Raw genomic sequence first — 20,577 nt, forward strand, 5'->3', positions numbered from 1 at the left:
AGGTGTTTGTGTGTTTATACGCCAATCACAAAGGGCGATGCAATGGTTCGACAAAACGAAGGTTTTGCCGAACTCTATCGAGGAATGGCTCGGTTCGTTAAGCTCCCCGCGCTACGGTTCAAATAACTGGTACGCTTAATCAAAGTTCAACTATTACTAACGTAGTCGAGTAAACAGTACTTTTGATGAAGATCGGTTATGCGCGAGTGAGCACTCGGGATCAGAAAGCCGACCTACAAGTCGATGCCCTGAAACAGGCCGGGTGCGAACGCATCTACCAAGACATCGCCAGCGGCGCGAAAAGCGCCCGGCCGGAGTTGGACAAACTGCTGGCCAACGTGCGGCCGGGTGATGCCGTGGTGATCTGGAAGCTGGATCGCCTTGGGCGTTCCCTCAAGCACCTGGTCGAGTTGGTCGGCGAGCTGGCAGAGCGCAAGGTCGGCTTACAGAGCCTGAATGACCCCATCGACACCACCCACGCCCAAGGCCGCCTGGTGTTCAACCTGTTCGCCTCGCTGGCGGAGTTCGAGCGCGAGCTGATCCGCGAGCGGACTCAGGCGGGTCTGTCGGCCGCACGGGCGCGTGGCCGGATCGGTGGCCGTCCCAAGGGCCTGCCAGCCAAGGCTGAGGCCACCGCCATGGCGGCCGAAACCCTCTACCGCGAAGGTCGCCTGAGCGTCAGCGCGATCGGCGAGAAGCTGCACATCTCCAAGAGCACGCTGTACAGCTACCTGCGCCACCGTGGTGTCGAGATCGGCGCGTACCAGAAGAGCGCCAGGTCACGCGACCAGCAGCCTTCGGCCGCGTCGCCGGCAGAGCCGCCCGCCGCCGAGCGGGTGGCCACCGTCACCCTGCGCCTCGCGGTGGTGAATAACAGCAAGTTCGTGCGCGGCCGGAAGCGGGCCACGGAGAACATTGAGCGCTACTGCCTGGAGCCCTATGGCATGAAGCGGCTGGATGCCGGCCACTATGAGTTGACCATTCCGTATCGGAGCGACGATGAGCTGGACAAGAGCGTGCATGACCTGCTGACCGAGATCAGCCAGGAGGCCGACATGCGCAACTGTTTTGTCGAGATGGGCGCCTGGGAAGAAGACACCGAAAAGCGTTGGTAGGGCTTACGTTGGTTTTTGGTTCCATTGCTCCCCAAACCCCAATACCTCCACTACACGGGCCAATGCGGTCTCGGTGCCGGCGCGCATGTCCATCGGCTCAGTGGCAAGCCAGATGCTATCGATGCGGATCACGGGGCAAGCCCCCGGACAAAGCGGGCGCAGCCGTCAGGATCGGACACTGGCCATTTCACTGTGACTGACTGCTCGCCAAGCGATAGCTCAATAATCACCGATGCTGCAGTCGGCCGTTTGGGCGTAGCCCTCAATGGAACGAACGCCGACAACACCGCGGGTAGCTGATCTCGGTAAAGCGGTAGCCATTTTCGAATGACGTTGGCGTTGATGCCATGGCGGATGGCAACGCTGGAGACGGTCGCACCCGGTTGTAGGCATTCCTGAACGACCTGGACCTTGAACGGTTTGGGGTAAGAGCTTCGTTGGCGCATGGAAATCCTAACGTTAAGGACGATCGCGTCCGCTTAAAAATACGCGGACACCATCGCCCTTAATGCTGGAGTTCGGAAGGTGACTTGGCTGGACGCTTACCTTGCAACTAACGAGAATCGGGTTGGGCTCATCTCTGTGGTCCATCTCACGGGGCCTGGCCCGTAAGCAGGACGAGTATTACGCGCGCCTCAGTGCAGCTGATCAAGGCCGCCGGGCCTACTTGGATGGGCATGGGCAGTTGACCCAGGCCGGGTTGGTTGAGTTTGTACGTTTCATGCTTTCGGTATGTAAGGATCAGATTCAGTACACGCGTGAGGCTATGGCAATGCCAGTCCTGCGCGAACGGCTGGCACGAATTATCCAATTCGAACCTCGCTTCATCCATGCAGGCATCAAGCCTGAGGGGGCACGTGCGCTATGCCTGCTGATTATTCAGGGTGAGGTATCGCGCGCCGACTTCAAGGCGTACTTCAACCTGCACGATAAGACGGCGGCCAATCAACTCAGGGAACTGCTACTGCTTGGGGTGGTAGAAGCACCGTCACCCAAATCTCGCGACCTTTATCCTGGCTTCCCAGTCTGGTTCGCTCAACTGCTCTTCCCGGATTTACACAGGCGATTCCAGTAGCAGTTATAGGCGGCTACCGGCCAAAAGCGGCCCGTCTCTGCAGCTATGAGCTGGCGAAAAGAGAACGATCTCACAGCCGTTGGGAGAGCATCTTGAGGCTTGAAAGTCTCTAGGAAAGCCAGGGTAATTGAGTTTGGCGCTGCCATACCAACGGTACGTCTATTGGCCGCTATTTGATCGAGCCAGGCGCAGCCAAGGTTGTAACCTTGAGGATGAGACATAGCACGTCGCCCTGGTAGTTGCGTCGTGGCTGGGGATCAGACTGTGAGAGTAATGTCATTGATGGTGGCTAGGCGAAGGCTCACCAATTCCAGAAGTTCGGCCTCGAATTCCACACGTTTAGCGCAGCGCCCGTTGATCCTCCACACAAAGCGCGCCGGTCGCGTAGGGCGTTCGATATTGGGGTTGTCGATCAGCGATAAGTCGAGACAGGGTTTTGCAGGATCAGCTTCACGGCTTTCATGCGATCAACGTAGCAGATTCCGGTTGCCCGGAACTCCCCAAGCAACCGATCGCTCGTCCCTCCACGAAATTTCCAACCCCATTGCTGAGAATATAGGTTCGTAGAAACGCGCTGAACGGTTCAGATCGGTCGTTCCGACCATTGTATATGCAATCATCCTTCCCTCCCAATCTCGCTGAAAAAAGGAGTAATAACCGAAGTGTAAAAAGCGCTGGTCATATGACATTTAGCCGAAGGCGTTCTCTTCAAGGCATCGAAGCAGATACCGCGCATGATCAGTCTACTGAGGAAACATCATTCAAGACTAGCGCGGCGTTGCTAGAAGAATAAGCGGCTTGCGCTAGCATTAAGCTGGGCGCGACAACAGACATCTAGTTGGGCGGCACCTGAAGGTTTCGACCAGCCACATAACGGCCTGGGTCAATCGACGGGCAAGAGTAGAATGTCTCCTATAGTCCGCTAGTGTGCGCTCTCTTGCTTGGATGGCATTACGTTCTGGCCCAACGTTACTGTAGCGAATCCGCAGCAGTATCAATCAAAGCCTCCTGTATCCCGCGTGAAGAAAGACGCTACGTTGCGCCCGTTCTTCCACGGCTTCGCTTGCCGCCCCGCTACGGCAGATTCGAAGCATTCATCGAAATGTCATCATTTAGAAGCAGTGCGTTAACAAGGAATTTCTACCCTTTGCATCGCGAACCGCAATTGTGCGGCCAGCAATATTGCGAAAGGTGATCAAATGACGCCCCATCCGATACAGGACGCCGTGCTGCGGGTCGACCGGTTGAGCGTCGTCTACCCAGGCGGCGTGACAGCCCTACGCGATACCTCGATTGCATTTCGGCGTGGTGAGTTCACCGTGCTGCTTGGTCTCTCGGGCGCAGGCAAGTCGACCTTGCTCCGTAGCCTCAATCGACTCGTCACGCCCACTCGCGGCAGTGTCACCAGCGAGCTCGGTGAGCTCGGCAGCGGCTCGGCCTTGCGTCAGCATCGTCGGCGTACCGCCATGATCTTTCAGCACCACCAGCTAATCGAACGTCAAAGCGCACTGGCTAATGTGCTTACCGGTCGGCTGGCCTTTCACAACACGCTCCGCTCGCTGTTTCCTCTGCCGCGTGCCGATCAGGAGATTGCGCTCAGTTGCCTCGCTCGGGTCGGTCTGGCAGACAAGGCGCTAAGCCGGGTGGACAAACTGTCCGGTGGCCAGCAGCAGCGGGTAGGCATCGCGCGTGCGCTAGCGCAACAGCCCGCGATCATTCTTGCCGATGAGCCGGTAGCCAGTCTCGACCCGGCCACTTCGGTCCGTGTTCTCGGACTGCTGCGCGACATCTGCAAGGAAGACGGCATCACCGCCATCGTTTCGCTGCATCAACTCGAATATGCCCGCCGCTTCGCCGATCGCGTCGTCGGGCTGGCCGATTCTCAGATCGTTTTCGATGCCGCGCCCTCGGAACTCACCGATGCGCAGCTTGAGCGCATCTATGCAGGCCGCTCTACGACTCAGCCAGCAACTGCTCCGGCTGAAACCCCTGTCATGCTCGCACCTTCACTGGAGATGTCCCGATGAAACGCTTATCCGCTCTCTTATTGACCTGTTTGCTGTCCGCTGTTTCAAGTCTGTCCGCCGTAGCGGCCGATGCCGATCCGGATGTGCTAAAGGTTGCGCTGCTGCCGGACGAAAACGCCTCGGAGTTGATCAAGCGAAACCAGCCGCTGAAGGATTATCTGGAAGAGCATCTGGACAAGAAGGTGCAGCTGATCGTAACCACCGACTATTCCTCGATGATTGAGGCGATGCGCTTTGGCCGTATCGACCTGGCGTATTTCGGTCCGCTGTCCTACGTCATGGCCAAAAGCAAAAGCGACATCGAGCCCTTCGCTGCCATGGTCATCGACGGCAAGCCGACCTATCGCTCAGTGATTATCGCCAATGTGGCGTCAGGCGTGAATGAGTATGCCGACCTTAAGGGCAAGAAGATGGCCTATGGTGACCGGGCATCGACGTCCAGCCATCTGATTCCCAAAACCGTGCTTCTTGAGACGGCCGAGCTGACGGGTGGGCAGGACTACGAACAACATTTTGTGGGCACGCATGACGCCGTTGCCGTCAACGTGGCGAACGGAAACGCCGATGCGGGTGGGCTGTCGGAGGTAATTTTCAATCAAGTAGCCGAACGTGGCCTAATCGATCCGAGCAAGGTGAAAGTACTTGGTTACAGCGGCGAATATCCCCAATACCCCTGGGCGATGCGCTCGAACCTGAGCCCCGAGCTGAAAACCAAGGTGCGGGATGTATTCGTCGGTATCGACGATCCCGAAGTGCTGCGCAACTTCAAAGCCGAGGCCTTCGCGCCAATCACCGACGCCGACTACGATGTGATTCGCAACATGGGATCGCTGCTCGGCCTCGACTTCGCCACGATGTGAGCACCGATATGTCTACTCATCATGACGTGCAGGCGCTGCCTGCAGAGCAACGCGAGCACATCCTTCGAGGCTTCGGCCTCGGTTGGTGGCGCCAGCTGGGGCAGGTGGCAATTGTACTCGGAGTGGTGCTGTTGGCCTGCTGGTACGTGGGGCTGCTCGATGCCACCACGCTGCTGAACGGGCTGCCCTCCATCGCGACCCTGGCAGGCGAGGCCATGCCGCCAGACTTTTCGGGCTATCGAAGCTGGATTCGCCCGTTGATCGACACGCTGGCGATGAGCATCGCCGGCACGGCCATCGCAGTGGTGTTCTCGCTGGTGGTGGCCTTCGTTGCAGCGCGCAATACGGCGCCGCACCCCCTTGTGTTCGGTGTTGCCCGGGTGCTGCTCAATGCCCTGCGGTCGGTGCCGGAGCTGATCATGGGCATCATCTTCGTTGCAGCCGTAGGGTTCGGCGCCTTGCCGGGCGTGCTTGCCCTGGGTCTGCATTCGATCGGCATGGTCGGCAAGTTCTTCGCCGAGGCCATCGAGCACGTCGACGAAGCGCCGGTGGAAGCCGCTCGGGCGGCGGGGGCTACGCCGATGCAAGTGCTGCTGCACGCGGTTTTGCCACAGGTGACTCCGCAGTTCGCCGACGTGGCGATCTACCGCTGGGAATACAACTTTCGCGCCTCCACCGTGATGGGCATGGTTGGCGCCGGCGGTATCGGCTTCGAACTCATGGGCTCGCTGCGCATCATGCAGTACCAGGAGGTTGCAGCAATCCTGCTGGTCATCCTGGCCATGGTCACGCTAGTAGACGCCTTCAGTGGCGTGCTGCGCAAACGTTTCAAATAGGACAAACCATGCTGCCGAAACTCGTTATAACTCACCGAGTACACGATGAGATCCTGCAACTGCTGGCGCCACATTGCGAGCTGATGACCAACCAGAGCGACAGCACGCTGACGCGCGAGGAAATTCTGCGCCGCTGCCGCGATGCTCAGGCGATGATGGCGTTCATGCCCGATCGGGTCGATGCAGAATTTCTCCAAGCCTGCCCCGAGCTGCGTGTGGTCGGCTGCGCGCTCAAGGGCTTCGACAATTTCGATGTGGACGCCTGTACTGCCCGCGGGGTCTGGTTGACCTTCGTGCCTGATCTGTTGACGGTCCCGACTGCCGAGCTGGCGATCGGACTGGCGGTGGGGCTGGGGCGGCATCTGCGCGCAGCAGATGCGTTCGTCCGCTCTGGCGAGTTCCAGGGCTGGCAACCACAGTTCTACGGCACGGGGCTGGATAACGCGACGGTCGGCATCCTTGGCATGGGCGCCATCGGACAGGCCATGGCTGAGCGCTTGCAGGGATGGGGCGCGACCCTGCAGTACCACGAGGCGAAGGCTCTGGATACACAAACCGAGCAACGGCTCGGCCTGCGCCAGGTGGCGTGCAGCGAACTCTTCGCCAGCTCGGACTTCATCCTGCTGGCGCTTCCCTTGAATGCCGATACTGAGCATCTGGTCAACGCCGAGCTGCTTGCCCTCGTACGGCCGGGCGCTCTGCTTGTAAACCCCTGTCGTGGTTCGGTAGTGGATGAAGCCGCCGTGCTCGCGGCGCTTGAGCGAGGCCAGCTCGGCGGGTATGCGGCGGATGTATTCGAAATGGAAGACTGGGCTCGCGCGGACCGGCCGCGGCTGATCGATCCTGCGCTGCTCGCGCATCCGAATACGCTCTTCACTCCGCACATAGGGTCGGCAGTGCGCGCGGTGCGCCTGGAGATTGAACGTTGTGCAGCGCAGAGCATCATCCAGGCGTTGGCAGGTGCGCGCCCAATCAACGCTGCGAACCGTCTGCCCCAGGCCGAGCCTGCCGCATGTTGAATCCGGTCTGGCTGAAGAGCCTGGTAGCGATCGTTCAAACAGGCAGTTTTCAGAGCGCGGCGAGGGCGTTGGGGCTGGCCCAGCCGACGGTGTCGCAGCACTTGCAGAAGCTTGAAGAGCAGGTCGGCGTAACGCTGGTGCAGCGCAGTCGTAGCGGCTGCCAGCCTACCACACGTGCGCTGGCCTTCATGCCGCATGCGACCGCCTTGCTCGACATGCACGCCCGGGCGCTAGAAGCCCTGCATGGAAATAGTGAGCGCGTCGGGGCCAGCTCCAACATCGGCACCTACCTTCTCCAGCCATTCGTGCGCAGCTATCTGATGACCGCAAATGAGAGGGGCGAGGTGGATCTGCGCATCGCCGCCAACCCGGATGTGGCCGACCAGCTACTGGCGGGCCAGCTCGACGCCGCGATCATGGAATGGTGGCTACCTCACCCCGACTTCGAACACCGCCTCTGGCGGGTCGAGCCGCTGGTACTTATCGTCAGCCCCGACCATCCGCTGGCTGAAGCAGGGTGCATAGAACGCGATCGTCTGGTGGACCTGCCGATGCTGGGAGGTGAACCGGGTAGCGGTACCGGACGGCTTCTGACCGAATACTTTGGCGAGCTGGGCGTGCCTCGCAGCGGTATGCAGCTAGGCAGCACCGAGGCAGTCAAACAAGCAGTCAGGGCGGGACTCGGCGTGTCGTTGGTGATGGCTTCCGCAGTACAAGACGAAGTTCGCAGTGGCGCGCTGGTAGCTCTTCCCATCCCGGGGCTTGAAAAGCGTCTCCAACTGATCTGGCGCAAACCGCCCGGAAATCTGCACCCGCCGGGATTTGTGCGGCACTTATTGGCCGGTTAGCGACCACCGTTCAGGCTAGCCATTCTTGTCCTCCCACACGTGGAGGACTTGCTATGAACATCATCGCTACCTGCAGCCGCCAGCCCTGGAACAAAGGAAAACTGGTCGGACAGAAAACCCCACTCCGACTGAGAGATATCTGGGCCATCCGAGTAAGGCTTCAAATTGCAGAAAGAACTCGGGATCTGGCTCTCTTCGACCTGGCCATCGACAGCAAGCTTCGAGCCTGCGACTTAACCAAGCTCCGTGTGCGGGACGTTGCCCATGGTGAGCAGGTGTCATCACGAGCAATAGTGATGCAGCAGAAAACACAGCGGCCAGTGCAGTTCGAGATCACTGAGCAAACTCGGGCGGCGCTCGCGGCTTGGATACATCAAGTACAGCTCCGCGGCGAGGACTACCTGTTCCCGAGTCGACTGCATAACTCAGACCATCTATCCACTCGTCAGTACGCCCGTATCGTCAAAGGCTGGGTGAAAGCCATTGGCCTTGACCCAGCCATGTATGGCACTCACACAATGAGACGCACGAAGGCATCACTGATCTATCGCAGGACGAAGAACCTGCGGGCCGTTCAACTGCTGCTCGGCCATACGAAGCTGGAGAGCACCGTTCGATATCTGGGAATTGAGGTCGATGACGCCTTGGAAATGGCGGAACAGACCGAAGTGTGACCATGTTTAGCGACGGCCAAAGTCAGGCCGTCGCTAACCGGCCATGAGCAGCCACTCGGGGACGAAGAGCAAATCAGGGGCGATTCAGTTTGGCCCGCTTATGCATGAACTGGTTATCGAGACGTAACTCAGTGTATGTGCTTTATAGGCATCTATGTCCATGGGTGGAAAAAGATATGGACAGAGTGGGAAAAGCTAAGCCATTGATAAGGAAACAAAAATACTGTCCATTTTTCGCTCGACTTTGGGGTGCCTATGGCTACAAGATCGAATTGCTCTCGCCGTCGCGCCGCGACTGATCGACAGATACGAAAAGCCCCGCAATTCGCGGGGCTCTTTCTGTGCGGCTCGACGCTCAGATATCGAAATCGTATTCGGCCAGCTGCTTGTGCAGGCGACGCTCTTCGAGGAAGTTGTCGATGATGCGGCGCTTGGTCAGGTTGGTCTTGGCGACTTCCACCGCAGGCTCGGCATCGTCCGATTCATCCGCGACAAAGTCTTCGTCCAGTTCGAGATCTTCTTTGTCAGTGCTCATTCATTCCACTCCAGGCCAGTTACCGGGGCCGTTTGCGCACCTTATAGCGGCAAAAATTGAGCGGGTAAAAAAGATTTTTTCAATCAGAAGATCGCCGGATTCTATGGTCGATCAATCGTCGGAGGTTTTTGCCTTGTACTCGCACAGATCCTCGATGCGGCAGGCGCCACAGCGCGGTTTGCGTGCGGTGCAGACGTAGCGTCCGTGCAGGATCAGCCAGTGGTGGGCGTCGAGCAAATAATCCTGGGGCACGAACTTGAGCAGCTTTTTTTCCACCTCGATCACGTTCTTGCCCGGCGCGATGCCGGTGCGGTTGCTGACGCGGAAGATGTGCGTGTCCACGGCCATGGCCAGCTGACGGAAAGCGGTGTTGAGCACCACGTTGGCGGTCTTGCGGCCGACGCCGGGCAGGGCTTCGAGGTCCTCGCGGTTGTCCGGCACCTGGCTGCCGTGTTTCTCGATAAGGATGCGGCAGGCCTCGATGACGTTCTTCGCCTTGCTGTTGTACAGGCCGATGGTCTTGATGTACTCGGAGAGTCCGTCGACGCCCAGGGCGTAGATGGCCTCCGGCGTATTGGCCACCGGAAACAGCTTGGCCGTGGCCTTGTTGACGCTGACATCAGTGGCCTGGGCCGATAGCGTCACGGCTACCAGCAGCTCGAACGGCGTGCTGTAGGCCAGCTCGGTCTTCGGCTCGGGGTTGTCCTCGTGCAGGCGACGGAAGATTTCCAGGCGTTTGGCGGCGTTCATTCGATGACTCCGGTCACTCGAACCCGACGGCTTTGTGCAGGCGCTTCAGGCGCGGCGGCCTTGGCCCGTTCCGCGGCGATCTGGTCGATGCGGTTCTTGCCGGCGATCAGCAGGCCGAGGACGATAAAGGCGCCCGGCGGCAGGATGGCCAGCAGAAAGCCCTTGTAATCCTGTACCAGGGTGAGCTTCCACTCTGCGGCAATCGGCCCGAACAACAGGTGCATGTTGGCGAACAGGGCGCCGGTGCCGAGCAGCTCGCGGATGGCGCCGATCATGACCAGCACCAGGCCGAAGCCCAGGCCCATCATCAGGCCGTCATAGGCGGCGCGGGCCGGGTCGTGCTTGGCGGCGAAGCCGTCGGCGCGGCCGAGGATCACGCAGTTGGTGGTGATCAGCGGGATGAAGATGCCGAGGATCTGGTACAGCTCGTAGGTGAAGGCCTGCATCAGCAGCTCGATGCAGGTGGTCAGCGCGGCGATGATCATGACGAAGGCCGGCAGGCGCACGGCGGTGTTGACCACGCCGCGCACCAGCGACACCGCGGTGTTGGAGCACACCAGCACCACCGCGCTGGCCAGGGCCAGGCCGAGGGCGTTGACCGTGGAGTTGCTCACCCCCAGCAGCGGGCACAGGCCGAGCAGCTGCACCAGCGCCGGGTTGTTCTTCCACAGGCCGTTGAAGCTGATTTCGCGGTAGCTGGTCATTGTTCGTTCTCCGCCAGGCCCAGCAACTGGGCGCGGTGCTTGTCGAAGTAGCGCAGGGCGCCGTGCACGGCCTTGACCACGGCGCGCGGGGTGATGGTGGCGCCGGCGAACTGGTCGAAGTCGCCGCGATCCTTCTTCACTGCCCAGCCGTCTTCGTTGGGATCGCTCAGGGACTTGCCCTCGAAGCTGCGTATCCAGTCGCTCTTGGCCAGTTCGATCTTGTCGCCCAGCCCCGGAGTTTCTCGGTGGCCGAGCACACGCACGCCGGCCAGGCGGCCATCGGCGAAGATGCCCACCAGCAGGTGGATGGCGCCGCTGTAACCGTCCGGTGCGGTCACCGGCAGAATCAGCGCGCTGGGCTGGCCGCCCTTCAATGCCAGGTAGGCCGACTGCGGGCTGCGGTGGCCCAGCTCGGGGGCGTTAAGCTCGATGCGGTTGTCCAGCAGGTGGTTGTCATAGCTGCCTGCCGGCAGGATCTCGGCCAGGGCGCGTACCTGCGCTTCGCGCTCGGCGGCAGCGATGCGCGTGGCGGTGCCCTGTTGTAGCAGAGCCACGCTGCCGACGGTGCCAATGGCGAACAGGCCAAGCACCAGGGCGTTCTTCAGCATCGAGCGGCTGATTTCCGGCAGCATGCTCATTCTCCCAACTTGAAGCCGCTGTTGGGCTTGCGATGGCCGTAGCTACGCGGCCGGGTGTAGTAGTCGATGGTTGGGGCTGCGAGGTTCATCAGCAGCACGGCGAAGGCCACCGCGTCCGGGTAACCGCCCCAGGCGCGGATGACGTAGACCAGCACGCCGACGCCGATGCCGAACACCAGACGCCCACGATTGCTGGTGGCGCCGGAAACCGGGTCGGTGACGATGAAGAAGGCGCCGAGCATGGTCGCCCCGGTGAGCAGGTGAAACAGCGGCGAGCCGTTGGAGTCCGAGCCGCTACCATTCCAGAACAGCAGGCTCATGACGAACAGCGCGGCGAGCATGCCCACCGGCGCGTGCCAGGTGATCAGCCGCTTGTGCAGCAGGTACAGGCCGCCGGCGAGGAACGCCAGATTCACCGCCTCGCTACCGGCGCCGCCGAAATGGCCGAAGGCCGGGTTACCGGCGTACAGCTCGTCGATGGTCAGGCTCTTGTTCACCTTCAGCGCGTCCAGCGCGGTGGCCTGGGCCCAGCCATCGGGCAGGCTGGCGATGCCGAGGATGTGCTTGATGCCGTCCAGCGCGGCGACGCCGTGCGGCGCAGGCCAACTGGTCATTTCCACCGGGAAGGAGATCAGCACCACCACATAGCCGACCATAGCCGGGTTGAACGGGTTCTGCCCAAGCCCGCCATAGAGCTGCTTGCCGAAGCCGATGGCGAAGCCGCAGGCGATCAGGGTCAGCCACCAGGGCGAGTAGGGCGGCAGGGCCAGGGCCAACAGCACGGCAGTGACCAGGGCGCTGTAGTCCTTGAGGAAGAAGATCACCGGGCGCTTGCGTGCGGCCAGCAGCGCGGCCTCGAAGCCCAGCGCGCAGAGGCTGGCCCAGAGCAGGTTGAACAGGGTGCCGGCGCCGAACAGCCAGGTCAGGGCGAGAATGCCCGGCACGGTGGCCAGCAGCACCTGCAGCATGACCTGCTGGGTGCGGTTGCTGCCCTTGGCGTGGGGCGATGTGATGCGGGGCAGGGCCATCGGCGCTCCTGTTACTGCGTTCGTATTGAGCGCAGTGGTGTTCATTTCCCGGATTGCATCCGGGCTACGGTGTCTGTGCCGCCCGGGTGCTCCGACGCGACGGGGTATCGTTTGTAGCCCGGATGCAATCCGGGGCGCTGTACCGGCGTGCCGGCGTTTTCGTTCCCCCTCTCCCGTTTACGGGAGAGGGCCGGGGAGAGGGTGCGGCGTACTGGCCCTCTCCCCAACCCCTCTCCCACAAGTGGGAGAGGGGCTTTAATCGTTGTGCTGCCTGCCCTGGAGGTAATCCGGGGCGATCGCTACGGCTGGTATTCGGCCAGCTTGCGTTCGGCTTCGGCCAGGCGCGTGCGCGCCTGTTCCAGCGCCTCGCCGGCGGCACTCTCGTCACGCTCCAGCTTGCGCAGGTCGGCGCGGGCGAAGGCCACCTCGGTCTTCAGCGCCTTGAATTTTTCGTCCACGCCGGGGCGTTCGGTGCGTACCAGCTCCGGCGCCGGCTTGCCCGAGGCCGCCTCGGCCGCATGCAGGGCTTGTTCGGCGGCGGCCAGCGCAGCGCGCAGCGGCTGCAGCGCGGCTTCGTCGCTGCCTGCCTTATCCGCCTTCTTCAGCTCGGCGCGTTTCATCGCCAGCTCGACCTTGGCCTTTTTCAAGGCGTCGTCACCGGCGGTTTTGGCCGCGGGGGCGGGCGTCTGCTTCTCCAGGTCGGCCAGGGCCTTTTCGGCGGCTTCCAGCTGCTGACGCAGACGAGCAAGTTCGGCCTGCTGCTCGTCGTCCGGGGTCTCGATCTTCTCCAGCTTTCGCAGCTGGGCCTTGAGCATGGCCGCTTCGATCTTGGCCTTCTTCAACGCTTCGTCGCCGGCCGGTGTGGCGGCGGGGGCGGGCGCCTGGCTTTCCAGATCGGCCAGAACCTTCTCGGCGGCTTCCAGCTGCTGGCGCAGGCGAGCGAGTTCGGCCTGCTGGTCGTCGTCCGGGGTCTCGATCTTTTCCAGCTTGCGCAGCTGGGCCTTGAGCATGGCGGCGTCGATCTTGGCTTTCTTCAGCGCCTCGTCGCCGGCCGGTTTGGCAGCGGGGGCAGGCGCCTGCTTTTCCAGATCGGCCAGGGCCTTCTCGGCTGCTTCCAGCTGTTGGCGCAGGCGAGCGAGTTCGGCCTGCTGGTCGTCGTCCGGGTTTTCGAGCTTTTCCAGCTTGCGCAGCTGGGCCTTGAGCATGGCCGCGTCGATCTTGGCCTTCTTCAGCGCTTCGTCGCCGGCTGGCTTGGGCGCTGGGGCTGGTGCAGCTGCCTGTGCGTCGGCCAAGGCCTTTTGTGCGGCTTCGGCAGCGGCGCGCAGCTCGCTGACCTGCGCCTGCAGTTCGGGCGTGTCGTGGGCGGCCAGCTGTTTTTCCGCCTTCTTCAGCGCAACCTGGGCCATGCTGGCTTCGATCTTGAGTTTCTTCAGCGCCTCATCGGCCGGCGCGGCTGCCGCAGTAGGGGGCGCTTCGGCCTGTGCCGCTTTGGCGCGGGCGGCTTTTTCGGCGCGGGCCTTGCGCTCGGCTTCCTTCTGTTCCTCGGCGCGGCGCAGGCGTTCCTGGCGCTGTTCGAAGCGCTGCTTGGAGTGCTCGGCCTTGAGCTGCTTCTGCTCCAGCTCGCGGATCTCCGCCTTGGCCGCGCGGTAGTACTGCACCAGCGGAATGCTCGATGGGCAGACGTAGGCGCAGGCGCCGCACTCGATGCAGTCGAACAGGTTGTGCGCCTTGAGCTGTTCGTGTTCCTGGCCCAGGGCGAAGAAGTGCAGTTGCTGCGGCAGCAGGCTGGCCGGGCAGGCCTCGGCGCATTCGCCGCAGCGGATGCAGGGCATGGCCGGTGGTGGCGGTGGCAGCTCGACGGCGGTGCTGGCCAGCAGGCAGTTGCTGGTCTTGATCAGTGGCACCTCGAGGCTGGGCAGGGTAAAGCCCATCATCGGTCCGCCCATGATCAGGCGATTGAGTTTGCCGGTGTCCAGCCCTGCGAATTCCAGCAGCTCGCCCACCGGCGTGCCGAGCAGCGCCTCGACGTTCCCCGGGCGCGCCAGCGCCTCGCCGGTCAGGGTGGTGATACGCGAAATCAGCGGCTTGCCCAGCACCACCGCGTCGTGAATGGCCGTGCAGGTACCGACGTTCTGGCAGAGGATGCCGATATCGGCCGGCAGCCCGCCCGAGGGCACCTCGACACCGGTGAGAATCTGGATCAGCTGCTTCTCGCTGCCGGAGGGGTACTTGGTGGGGAATACCCGCACCTGGTAGCTGCGCTCGCTGCAGGCGCCGCGCACCGCGGCGATGGCCTCGGGCTTGTTGTCCTCGATGCCGATCAGCACCTGATCGGGCTGGATCAGCTGTACCAGGATATCGATGCCGGAAACCAGCTCGCCGGCGCGCTCGCGCATCAGCAGGTCGTCGGCGGTGATATAGGGCTCGCACTCGGTGCCGTTGATGATCAGCGTGTGGATCTTCTGCGTCGGCCGGGCGGTGAGCTTCACCGCGGTGGGGAAGCCGGCGCCGCCCAGGCCGCTGATACCCGCCTCGCGGATCAGCGCCAGCAGCTCGGCAGGTTCCATATGCCGGTAGTCGGCATGCGGCTTCAGTTCGATCCACTCGTCCAGGCCGTCGCTGTCGATGACGATGGCCGGCGCCAGCATGCCGGAGACGTGTGGGTAAGGCTGCGGGCCGATAAAGCTGACGGTGCCGGAGGTCGGAGCATGCAGCGGCGCGCTGACGAAGCCGTTGGCCTCGGCGATCTTCTCGCCCTTGCGCACCCGTTGGCCGACCACCACGCAGGGTTCGGCGACGGCACCGATATGCTGGCCGAGCGGCAACACCAGGCGCTTGGGCAGCGGCGCCTGCTGGATCGGCGTGCGGTTGGACAGCTCCTTGCGCTCGGCAGGGTGGATGCCACCCGGGATATCCCAGATCTTTTCCTGCGCGCTCATGCCGCCTGCTCCCGGTCGCTGGCGATCAACTGGCCGGGCGCCAGCGGTTTGTCCCATTTCCAGCTCTGCACGGTGCTACCGACTTCGATCATGTCGATGCAGTCCACCGGGCAGGGTTCGACGCACAGATCGCAGCCGGTGCATTCGCTGACGATCACCGTGTGCATCTGCCGCGCGGCGCCGACGATGGCGTCCACCGGGCAGGCCTGGATGCACTTGGTGCAGCCAATGCATTCGGCTTCGCGGATAAACGCGACCATCTGCGGCTTCTCGCCTTCCACCGCGTCCAGCGGCTCGGGTTCGACGTCCAGCAGGTCGGCCAACGCCTGGATGGTCGCCTCGCCGCCGGGCGGGCACTTGTTGATCTTGTCGCCGCCAGCGATCGCCTCGGCGTAGGGCTTGCAGCCCGGGTAGCCGCACTGGCCGCACTGGGTCTGTGGCAGCAGCGCGTTGATCTGCTCGGCGATAGGGTCGCCTTCGACCTTGAAGCGCACCGCAGCAAAACCGAGGATGGCGCCGGCGATCAGGCACAGGCCGAGCAGGGCGAGGACGGCGACGAGAACCAGGCTCATAGCTTGATCAACCCGGCAAAGCCCATGAAGGCCAGCGACATCAGGCCAGCGGTGATCATGCCGATGGCCGCGCCCTGGAAGGATTTCGGCACGTCGGCGATGGCGATGCGCTCGCGCATGGCGGCGAACAGCACCAGCACCAAGGAGAAGCCCAGGCCGGCGGCGAAGCCGTTGACGGTGGCAGTGATGAAGGTGAATTCGGCCTTATTGGCGTTGAGCAGGGCGACGCCGAGGACGATGCAATTGGTGGTGATCAGCGGCAGGAAGATGCCCAGCACGCGATACAGCAGCGGGCTGGTCTTGTTCACCACCATCTCGGTGAACTGTACGGTCACTGCGATCACCAGGATGAAGCTGATGGTGCGCAGGAATTCCAGGTCCAGCGGTTTGAGTACGTACTGCTGCACCAGGTAGCTGCACATCGCGGCCAGGGTCAGCACGAAGGTGGTGGCCAGCGACAGGCCGATGGCGGTTTCGATCTTCTTCGACACGCCCATGAACGGGCACAGGCCGAGAAACTGCACCAGCACGAAGTTGTTGACCAGGATGGCGCTGACCATGATCAGGACGAGTTCGGTCATCGGGTTGCCGTCGAGTGCGCAAAGGCCGTAGGAAAAGGGCGCCTATTATCGGGAAGCGCGTAGATGCAAACAAGCCGGCATTGGCCGGCTTGTTCAACGCCTATAAGCCTGGCTGACGCTTACTTGACGCGCTGACCCGGCTTGGCGCCGCTGTCCGGGCTGAGCAGGTAGATTTCCTCGCCACCGGGGCCGGCGGCCAGGACCATGCCTTCGCTGATGCCGAACTTCATCTTGCGCGGCGCCAGGTTGGCGACGTACAGGGTCAGGCGGCCTTCCAGCTTGCTCGGATCCGGGTAGGCGGACTTGATGCCGGAGAACACGTTGCGCTTCTCGTCACCGATATCCAGCGACAGGCGCAGCAGCTTGTCGGCGCCTTCGACGAACTCGCACTTCTCGATCAGGGCGATACGCAGATCCACGGCGGCGAAGACGTCGAAGTTGATCTCGGCGGCCAGCGGGTCCTTGGCCAGTTCGCCATTGCCCTGCGGTTTGGGCGCTTCGGCGGCCAGATCTTCCTTGGAGGCTTCGACCATGGCTTCGATCTTCGCCGGCTCGATGCGGGTGAGCAGCGGGTTGAACGGGTTGAGCTGATGGTTGGCCAGCGGCAGCGTGAGGTCGGCCCAGGTTTGCGGCTTCACATTGAGGAAGGCTTCGGCATCGGCGGCCAGCTTCGGCAGCACGGGTTTCAACATGATCACCAGCTGGCGGAACAGGTTGATGCCCAGCGCGCAGATTTCCTGCACCTCGGCCTGCTTGCCTTCGACCTTGTTCAGAGCCCAGGGCGCCTTGTCGGCGATCCAGGCGTTGGCGCGGTCGGCCAGCGCCATGATCTCGCGCATGGCACGGGAGAAATCGCGCGCTTCGTAGGCCTCGGCGATGCTCGGCGCGGCGGCCTGGAAAGCGTCCCACAGCTCCGGCTCCGGGTTGGCGGCGACCAGCAGGCCATTGTTGCCCTTGTGGATGAAGCCGGCGCAGCGGCTGGCGATGTTGACCACCTTGCCGACCAGATCCGAGTTGACCTTCTGCACGAAGTCCTCGAGGTTCAGGTCCAGATCGTCCACGCCGCGGCCCAGCTTGGAGGCGTAGTAGTAGCGCAGGTATTCCGGGTTCAGGTGATCCAGATAGGTGCGCGCCTTGATGAAGGTGCCGCGCGACTTGGACATCTTCTGCCCGTTCACCGTCAGGTAGCCGTGCACGTTCACCGCGGTCGGCTTGCGGTAGCCGGCACCTTCGAGCATCGCCGGCCAGAACAGTGCGTGGAAGTTGACGATGTCCTTGCCGATGAAGTGGTACAGCTCGGCGGTCGAATCCTTGCCCCAGAACGCATCGAAGTCCAGCTCCGGACGGCGCGCGCAGAGGTTCTTGAAGCTGGCCATGTAGCCGATCGGCGCGTCCAGCCAGACGTAGAAGTACTTGCCCGGCTCGCCGGGAATCTCGAAGCCGAAGTAGGGCGCATCACGGCTGATGTCCCACTCCTGCAGGCCGCCATCGAGCCATTCGGCGATCTTGTTGGCCACCGCCTCCTGCAGGGCGCCGGAGCGCGTCCACTGCTTGAGCATGGCTTCGAAGTCCGGCAGCTTGAAGAAGAAGTGCTGCGACTCCTTGAGCACCGGCACCGCGCCGGAGATGGCCGAGCGCGGGTTCTTCAGCTCGGTCGGTGCATAGGTGGCACCGCATTTCTCGCAGTTGTCGCCGTACTGATCCTCGGCGCCACATTTCGGGCAGGTGCCCTTGATGAAACGGTCGGCGAGGAACATGCCCTTCTCGGGGTCGAAGTACTGGGTGACCGAGCGCGTAGTGATATGGCCGGCATCGCGCAGCTTGAGGTAGATCGCGGCGGACAGCTCGCGGTTCTCCTCGGAATGGGTCGAGTAGTAGTTGTCGAAGTCGACCAGGAAGTCCGCGAAGTCGGCACTGTGCTCGGCCTTGAGACCGGCGATCAGTTGCTCCGGCGTGATGCCTTCCTTTTCCGCGCGCAGCATTATCGCCGAGCCGTGGGCATCGTCGCCACAGACGTATACGGCCTGGTGGCCGCGCAGCTTCTGGAAGCGCACCCACATGTCGGTCTGCACGTACTCGAGCATATGGCCGATGTGGATCGACCCGTTGGCATAGGGGAGGGCGCTGGTAACGAGAATCTTGCGGGCTTCGGTCATGGTGATCGGCTGCACTGGTAAAACGAGGGAAGTCGGCAACTATAAAGCAGCGGCAGGCTGCAAGCCACAAGCTGCAAGCAAGAGCGGATGCAGGCAGGGTTCTGGTCGTCGTGAGACGCGTGGAGCTGTTCGCTGCTGTTAAGATGAACACCTTATTTTTCTGCCTGCCTTCTGGAGTTCTTGCATGAATGCCGTCACCCGCGAAGCGGTCGAAGCCTGTCTGCGTCAGTTCACCGACCCCCATCTCGATCAGGACCCGGTCAGTGCCGGGTGCCTGCGCGAGGTCGACATCCAGGGTGCGCGCGTCGCCGTGCGTCTGGAACTGGGCTATGCAGCCGGCCTGTTCAAGAACGGTTGGGCGCAGATGCTGCAGATGGCGCTGGAGAATCTCGATGGCGTCGACAGCGCTCAGGTGCAGGTCGATTGTGTGATCGACTCGCATCAGGGCCAGGCCCAGGTACCGGCACTGGCCGGGGTGAAGAACGTGATCGCCGTGGCCTCGGGCAAGGGCGGTGTGGGCAAGTCCACCACCGCGGCCAACCTGGCTCTGGCGCTGGCGCGCGAGGGGGCGCGCGTGGGCATTCTCGACGCCGATATCTACGGGCCCAGCCAGGGCATCATGTTCGGTATCGCCGAGGGGACGCGGCCGGAAGTCCGCGAACAGAAGTGGTTCGTGCCGCTCGAAGCCCATGGCGTGCAGGTGATGTCCATGGCCTTTCTCACCGACGACAACACGCCGATGGTCTGGCGCGGGCCGATGGTCAGCGGCGCGCTGCTGCAGCTGATCACCCAGACCGCCTGGAATGATCTCGATTACCTGGTGGTGGACATGCCGCCGGGTACCGGCGACATCCAGCTGACCCTGGCGCAGAAGGTGCCGGTGGTCGGCAGCGTGATCGTCACCACGCCGCAGGACCTGGCCCTGCTCGATGCCAAGAAAGGCGTGGAGATGTTCCGCAAGGTGCATATCCCGGTGCTGGGCGTGGTGGAGAACATGGCGGTGCACATCTGCTCCAATTGCGGCCATGCCGAGCACCTGTTCGGCGAGGGTGGCGGTGAGAAGCTGGCTGCGCAGTACGGCGTCGAGCTGCTGGCCTCCATGCCGCTGTCGATGGCCATCCGCATGCAGGCCGATGACGGCAAACCGACCACCATTGCCGATCCGGAAAGCCAGATCGCCATGATCTATCAGGACCTGGCGCGCAAGGTCGGCGCGCGTATCGCCCTGGCTGGCAAGCCGTCGATGCCCAGCATCGAAATCAGCGAGGATTAAAAGCAGCCGCGCAGCGGCATCTGATGACCCTCTCCCATTTATGGGGCGAAGAGGCGCGTTTTGGAAGCATCGCTTCCTGCGCCTATGAGCGCCTGATCGCGAAGCGATCAGGCCGGGGCGCGGAGCGGGGTGCCCGAAGGGTGGGAGAGGGCAATGGACGACTGCGATGCTAATTGTCTGCCGCTTGGGGAGACGACTGCATGGATGCAGGAGGTAGGGCGGCGCAGGAGCCAAAACCGAGGGTGCCCGAAGGGCGGGAGAGGGCAACGCAGGCGACTCGGCCCTGACTTGGCTTTTCAATTGCCTTGCGACGTGGGCATCCTGCGCAGCTCTACCACCCGGCGCAGTTCAAGCGTCGGAGTATCGAATTTGTAGGAGCGGCGCCCCGCCGCGAACCAGAGCGGGGCTCATTTAAAAAAACTTCGCCCCGGGGCGGGGCTCCTACGAAAAAGCTGCTTTGGCAGCCGATCCCGCTTCTGTAGGAGCGGCTGGGCGGCATTCCGCTTCAGCCGCGATTTCGCGGATAAATCCGCTCCTACCAGGCGTGAAACACCCATAAAAAAGCCCCGCACTAGGCGGGGCTCTTTTCAAGCAGGGTAGTGCAGGTTAGATAACCTGAACTTCCTCAGCCTGCATGCCTTTCTGGCCACGGGTAGCCACGAAGGAAACCTGCTGGCCTTCCTTCAGGGTCTTGAAACCGTCGCTCTGGATGGCTTTGAAGTGTACGAACAGGTCGTCACCGGATTGCGGGGTGATGAAGCCGTAGCCTTTCTCATCGTTGAACCACTTGACGGTGCCAGTCTGACGATTGGACATGTGATGTCTCCTAACAAAAGTAATAACAGCCCTGGAAAAGCCCAGGCCGGGACTGAGTGCAACGAGTACTAGGAGTCGGACGATGTTTGGATCGAGATCTAGGCATCTAGTAGCGATTCGCGGTGACACAT

20 protein-coding genes are annotated in these 20,577 nt (G+C 62.2%); 9 read left to right on the forward strand and 11 right to left on the reverse strand.

Annotated features, from left to right (window positions below; genetic code table 11):
• The first annotated feature begins 185 nt into the window (after window positions 1-185).
• A complete protein-coding gene (locus GYB81_RS03025) occupies window positions 186-1,115 on the forward strand; it encodes a recombinase family protein (protein ID WP_003150544.1) in 930 nt (309 codons plus the stop codon).
• A gap of 128 nt (window positions 1,116-1,243) precedes the next feature.
• Here GYB81_RS03025 and tnpA read toward each other — a convergent pair whose 3' ends face one another.
• Window positions 1,244-1,561 (reverse strand): IS66-like element accessory protein TnpA, encoded by a 318-nt coding sequence (gene tnpA, locus GYB81_RS25055; protein ID WP_073665984.1) that lies wholly within the window; start codon window positions 1,559-1,561, stop codon window positions 1,244-1,246.
• Between the two features lie 122 nt (window positions 1,562-1,683).
• Here tnpA and GYB81_RS03035 point away from each other — a divergent pair, with 122 nt between their 5' ends.
• The 7 genes from GYB81_RS03035 (at window position 1,684) to GYB81_RS03065 (ending at window position 8,454) form a co-directional block, all read left to right on the forward strand.
• Window positions 1,684-2,190, forward strand: a complete 507-nt coding sequence (locus GYB81_RS03035; protein ID WP_161864431.1) for a hypothetical protein — start codon at window positions 1,684-1,686, stop codon at window positions 2,188-2,190.
• 1,199 nt (window positions 2,191-3,389) lie between these two features.
• Complete coding sequence (phnC, locus tag GYB81_RS03040) at window positions 3,390-4,217, forward strand: phosphonate ABC transporter ATP-binding protein (protein WP_003117867.1); 828 nt, start codon at window positions 3,390-3,392, stop codon at window positions 4,215-4,217.
• Window positions 4,214-5,077 carry a phosphate/phosphite/phosphonate ABC transporter substrate-binding protein gene (phnD, locus tag GYB81_RS03045; protein ID WP_003117866.1) on the forward strand — a complete coding sequence of 288 codons (864 nt, stop codon included), beginning with the start codon at window positions 4,214-4,216 and terminating at the stop codon, window positions 5,075-5,077. Before phnC ends, phnD begins: the two co-directional genes overlap by 4 nt.
• 8 nt (window positions 5,078-5,085) lie before the next feature.
• A complete protein-coding gene (gene phnE, locus GYB81_RS03050; RefSeq protein ID WP_003298907.1) occupies window positions 5,086-5,913 on the forward strand; it encodes a phosphonate ABC transporter, permease protein PhnE in 828 nt (275 codons plus the stop codon).
• Window positions 5,914-5,921: 8 nt separating this feature from the next.
• A complete protein-coding gene (gene ptxD / locus GYB81_RS03055) occupies window positions 5,922-6,932 on the forward strand; it encodes a phosphonate dehydrogenase PtxD (RefSeq protein ID WP_003152798.1) in 1,011 nt (336 codons plus the stop codon).
• Complete coding sequence (locus GYB81_RS03060) at window positions 6,926-7,780, forward strand: LysR family transcriptional regulator (protein ID WP_161864430.1); 855 nt, start codon at window positions 6,926-6,928, stop codon at window positions 7,778-7,780. Before ptxD ends, GYB81_RS03060 begins: the two co-directional genes overlap by 7 nt.
• Before the next feature lie 53 nt (window positions 7,781-7,833).
• A complete protein-coding gene (locus GYB81_RS03065) occupies window positions 7,834-8,454 on the forward strand; it encodes a tyrosine-type recombinase/integrase (protein WP_003118388.1) in 621 nt (206 codons plus the stop codon).
• A gap of 355 nt (window positions 8,455-8,809) precedes the next feature.
• Here the strand turns inward: GYB81_RS03065 and GYB81_RS03070 are convergent, their stop codons facing one another.
• The 9 genes from GYB81_RS03070 to metG all read right to left on the reverse strand — a co-directional run bounded on the left by GYB81_RS03070 (window position 8,810) and on the right by metG (window position 18,357).
• The gene (locus GYB81_RS03070) at window positions 8,810-8,989 is read right to left on the reverse strand and encodes a PA3496 family putative envelope integrity protein (RefSeq protein ID WP_003245600.1); all 180 of its coding nucleotides are present in this window, start codon (window positions 8,987-8,989) and stop codon (window positions 8,810-8,812) included.
• 111 nt (window positions 8,990-9,100) lie between these two features.
• Entirely contained in the window at window positions 9,101-9,739 is a 639-nt protein-coding gene (gene nth, locus GYB81_RS03075) for an endonuclease III (protein ID WP_161864429.1), read from the reverse strand.
• Entirely contained in the window at window positions 9,736-10,443 is a 708-nt protein-coding gene (locus GYB81_RS03080; RefSeq protein ID WP_161864428.1) for an electron transport complex subunit E, read from the reverse strand. Before GYB81_RS03080 ends, nth begins: the two co-directional genes overlap by 4 nt.
• Window positions 10,440-11,075 carry an electron transport complex subunit RsxG gene (gene rsxG, locus GYB81_RS03085; protein WP_161864427.1) on the reverse strand — a complete coding sequence of 212 codons (636 nt, stop codon included), beginning with the start codon at window positions 11,073-11,075 and terminating at the stop codon, window positions 10,440-10,442. Before rsxG ends, GYB81_RS03080 begins: the two co-directional genes overlap by 4 nt.
• A 2-nt stretch (window positions 11,076-11,077) precedes the next feature.
• The gene (locus tag GYB81_RS03090; protein ID WP_161864426.1) at window positions 11,078-12,109 is read right to left on the reverse strand and encodes an RnfABCDGE type electron transport complex subunit D; all 1,032 of its coding nucleotides are present in this window, start codon (window positions 12,107-12,109) and stop codon (window positions 11,078-11,080) included.
• Window positions 12,110-12,408: 299 nt separating this feature from the next.
• Window positions 12,409-15,048, reverse strand: a complete 2,640-nt coding sequence (rsxC, locus tag GYB81_RS03095; protein WP_161864425.1) for an electron transport complex subunit RsxC — start codon at window positions 15,046-15,048, stop codon at window positions 12,409-12,411.
• On the reverse strand, window positions 15,045-15,620 hold the full coding sequence (gene rsxB, locus GYB81_RS03100) for an electron transport complex subunit RsxB (RefSeq protein WP_012017990.1): 576 nt from the start codon (window positions 15,618-15,620) through the stop codon (window positions 15,045-15,047). Before rsxB ends, rsxC begins: the two co-directional genes overlap by 4 nt.
• On the reverse strand, window positions 15,617-16,201 hold the full coding sequence (gene rsxA / locus GYB81_RS03105) for an electron transport complex subunit RsxA (protein ID WP_003245591.1): 585 nt from the start codon (window positions 16,199-16,201) through the stop codon (window positions 15,617-15,619). Before rsxA ends, rsxB begins: the two co-directional genes overlap by 4 nt.
• 119 nt (window positions 16,202-16,320) lie before the next feature.
• Window positions 16,321-18,357 (reverse strand): methionine--tRNA ligase, encoded by a 2,037-nt coding sequence (metG, locus tag GYB81_RS03110; RefSeq protein WP_161897732.1) that lies wholly within the window; start codon window positions 18,355-18,357, stop codon window positions 16,321-16,323.
• 184 nt (window positions 18,358-18,541) lie between these two features.
• On the opposite strand from metG, the gene apbC reads away from it, so the two are divergent.
• Window positions 18,542-19,630 (forward strand): iron-sulfur cluster carrier protein ApbC, encoded by a 1,089-nt coding sequence (apbC, locus tag GYB81_RS03115; RefSeq protein WP_161864423.1) that lies wholly within the window; start codon window positions 18,542-18,544, stop codon window positions 19,628-19,630.
• A 606-nt stretch (window positions 19,631-20,236) separates the two neighbouring features.
• Here apbC and GYB81_RS03120 read toward each other — a convergent pair.
• Complete coding sequence (locus tag GYB81_RS03120) at window positions 20,237-20,446, reverse strand: cold-shock protein (protein WP_013714598.1); 210 nt, start codon at window positions 20,444-20,446, stop codon at window positions 20,237-20,239.
• Window positions 20,447-20,577 lie beyond the last annotated feature (131 nt).

Source organism: Pseudomonas yangonensis (assembly GCF_009932725.1).
Lineage (GTDB): Bacteria > Pseudomonadota > Gammaproteobacteria > Pseudomonadales > Pseudomonadaceae > Aquipseudomonas > Aquipseudomonas yangonensis.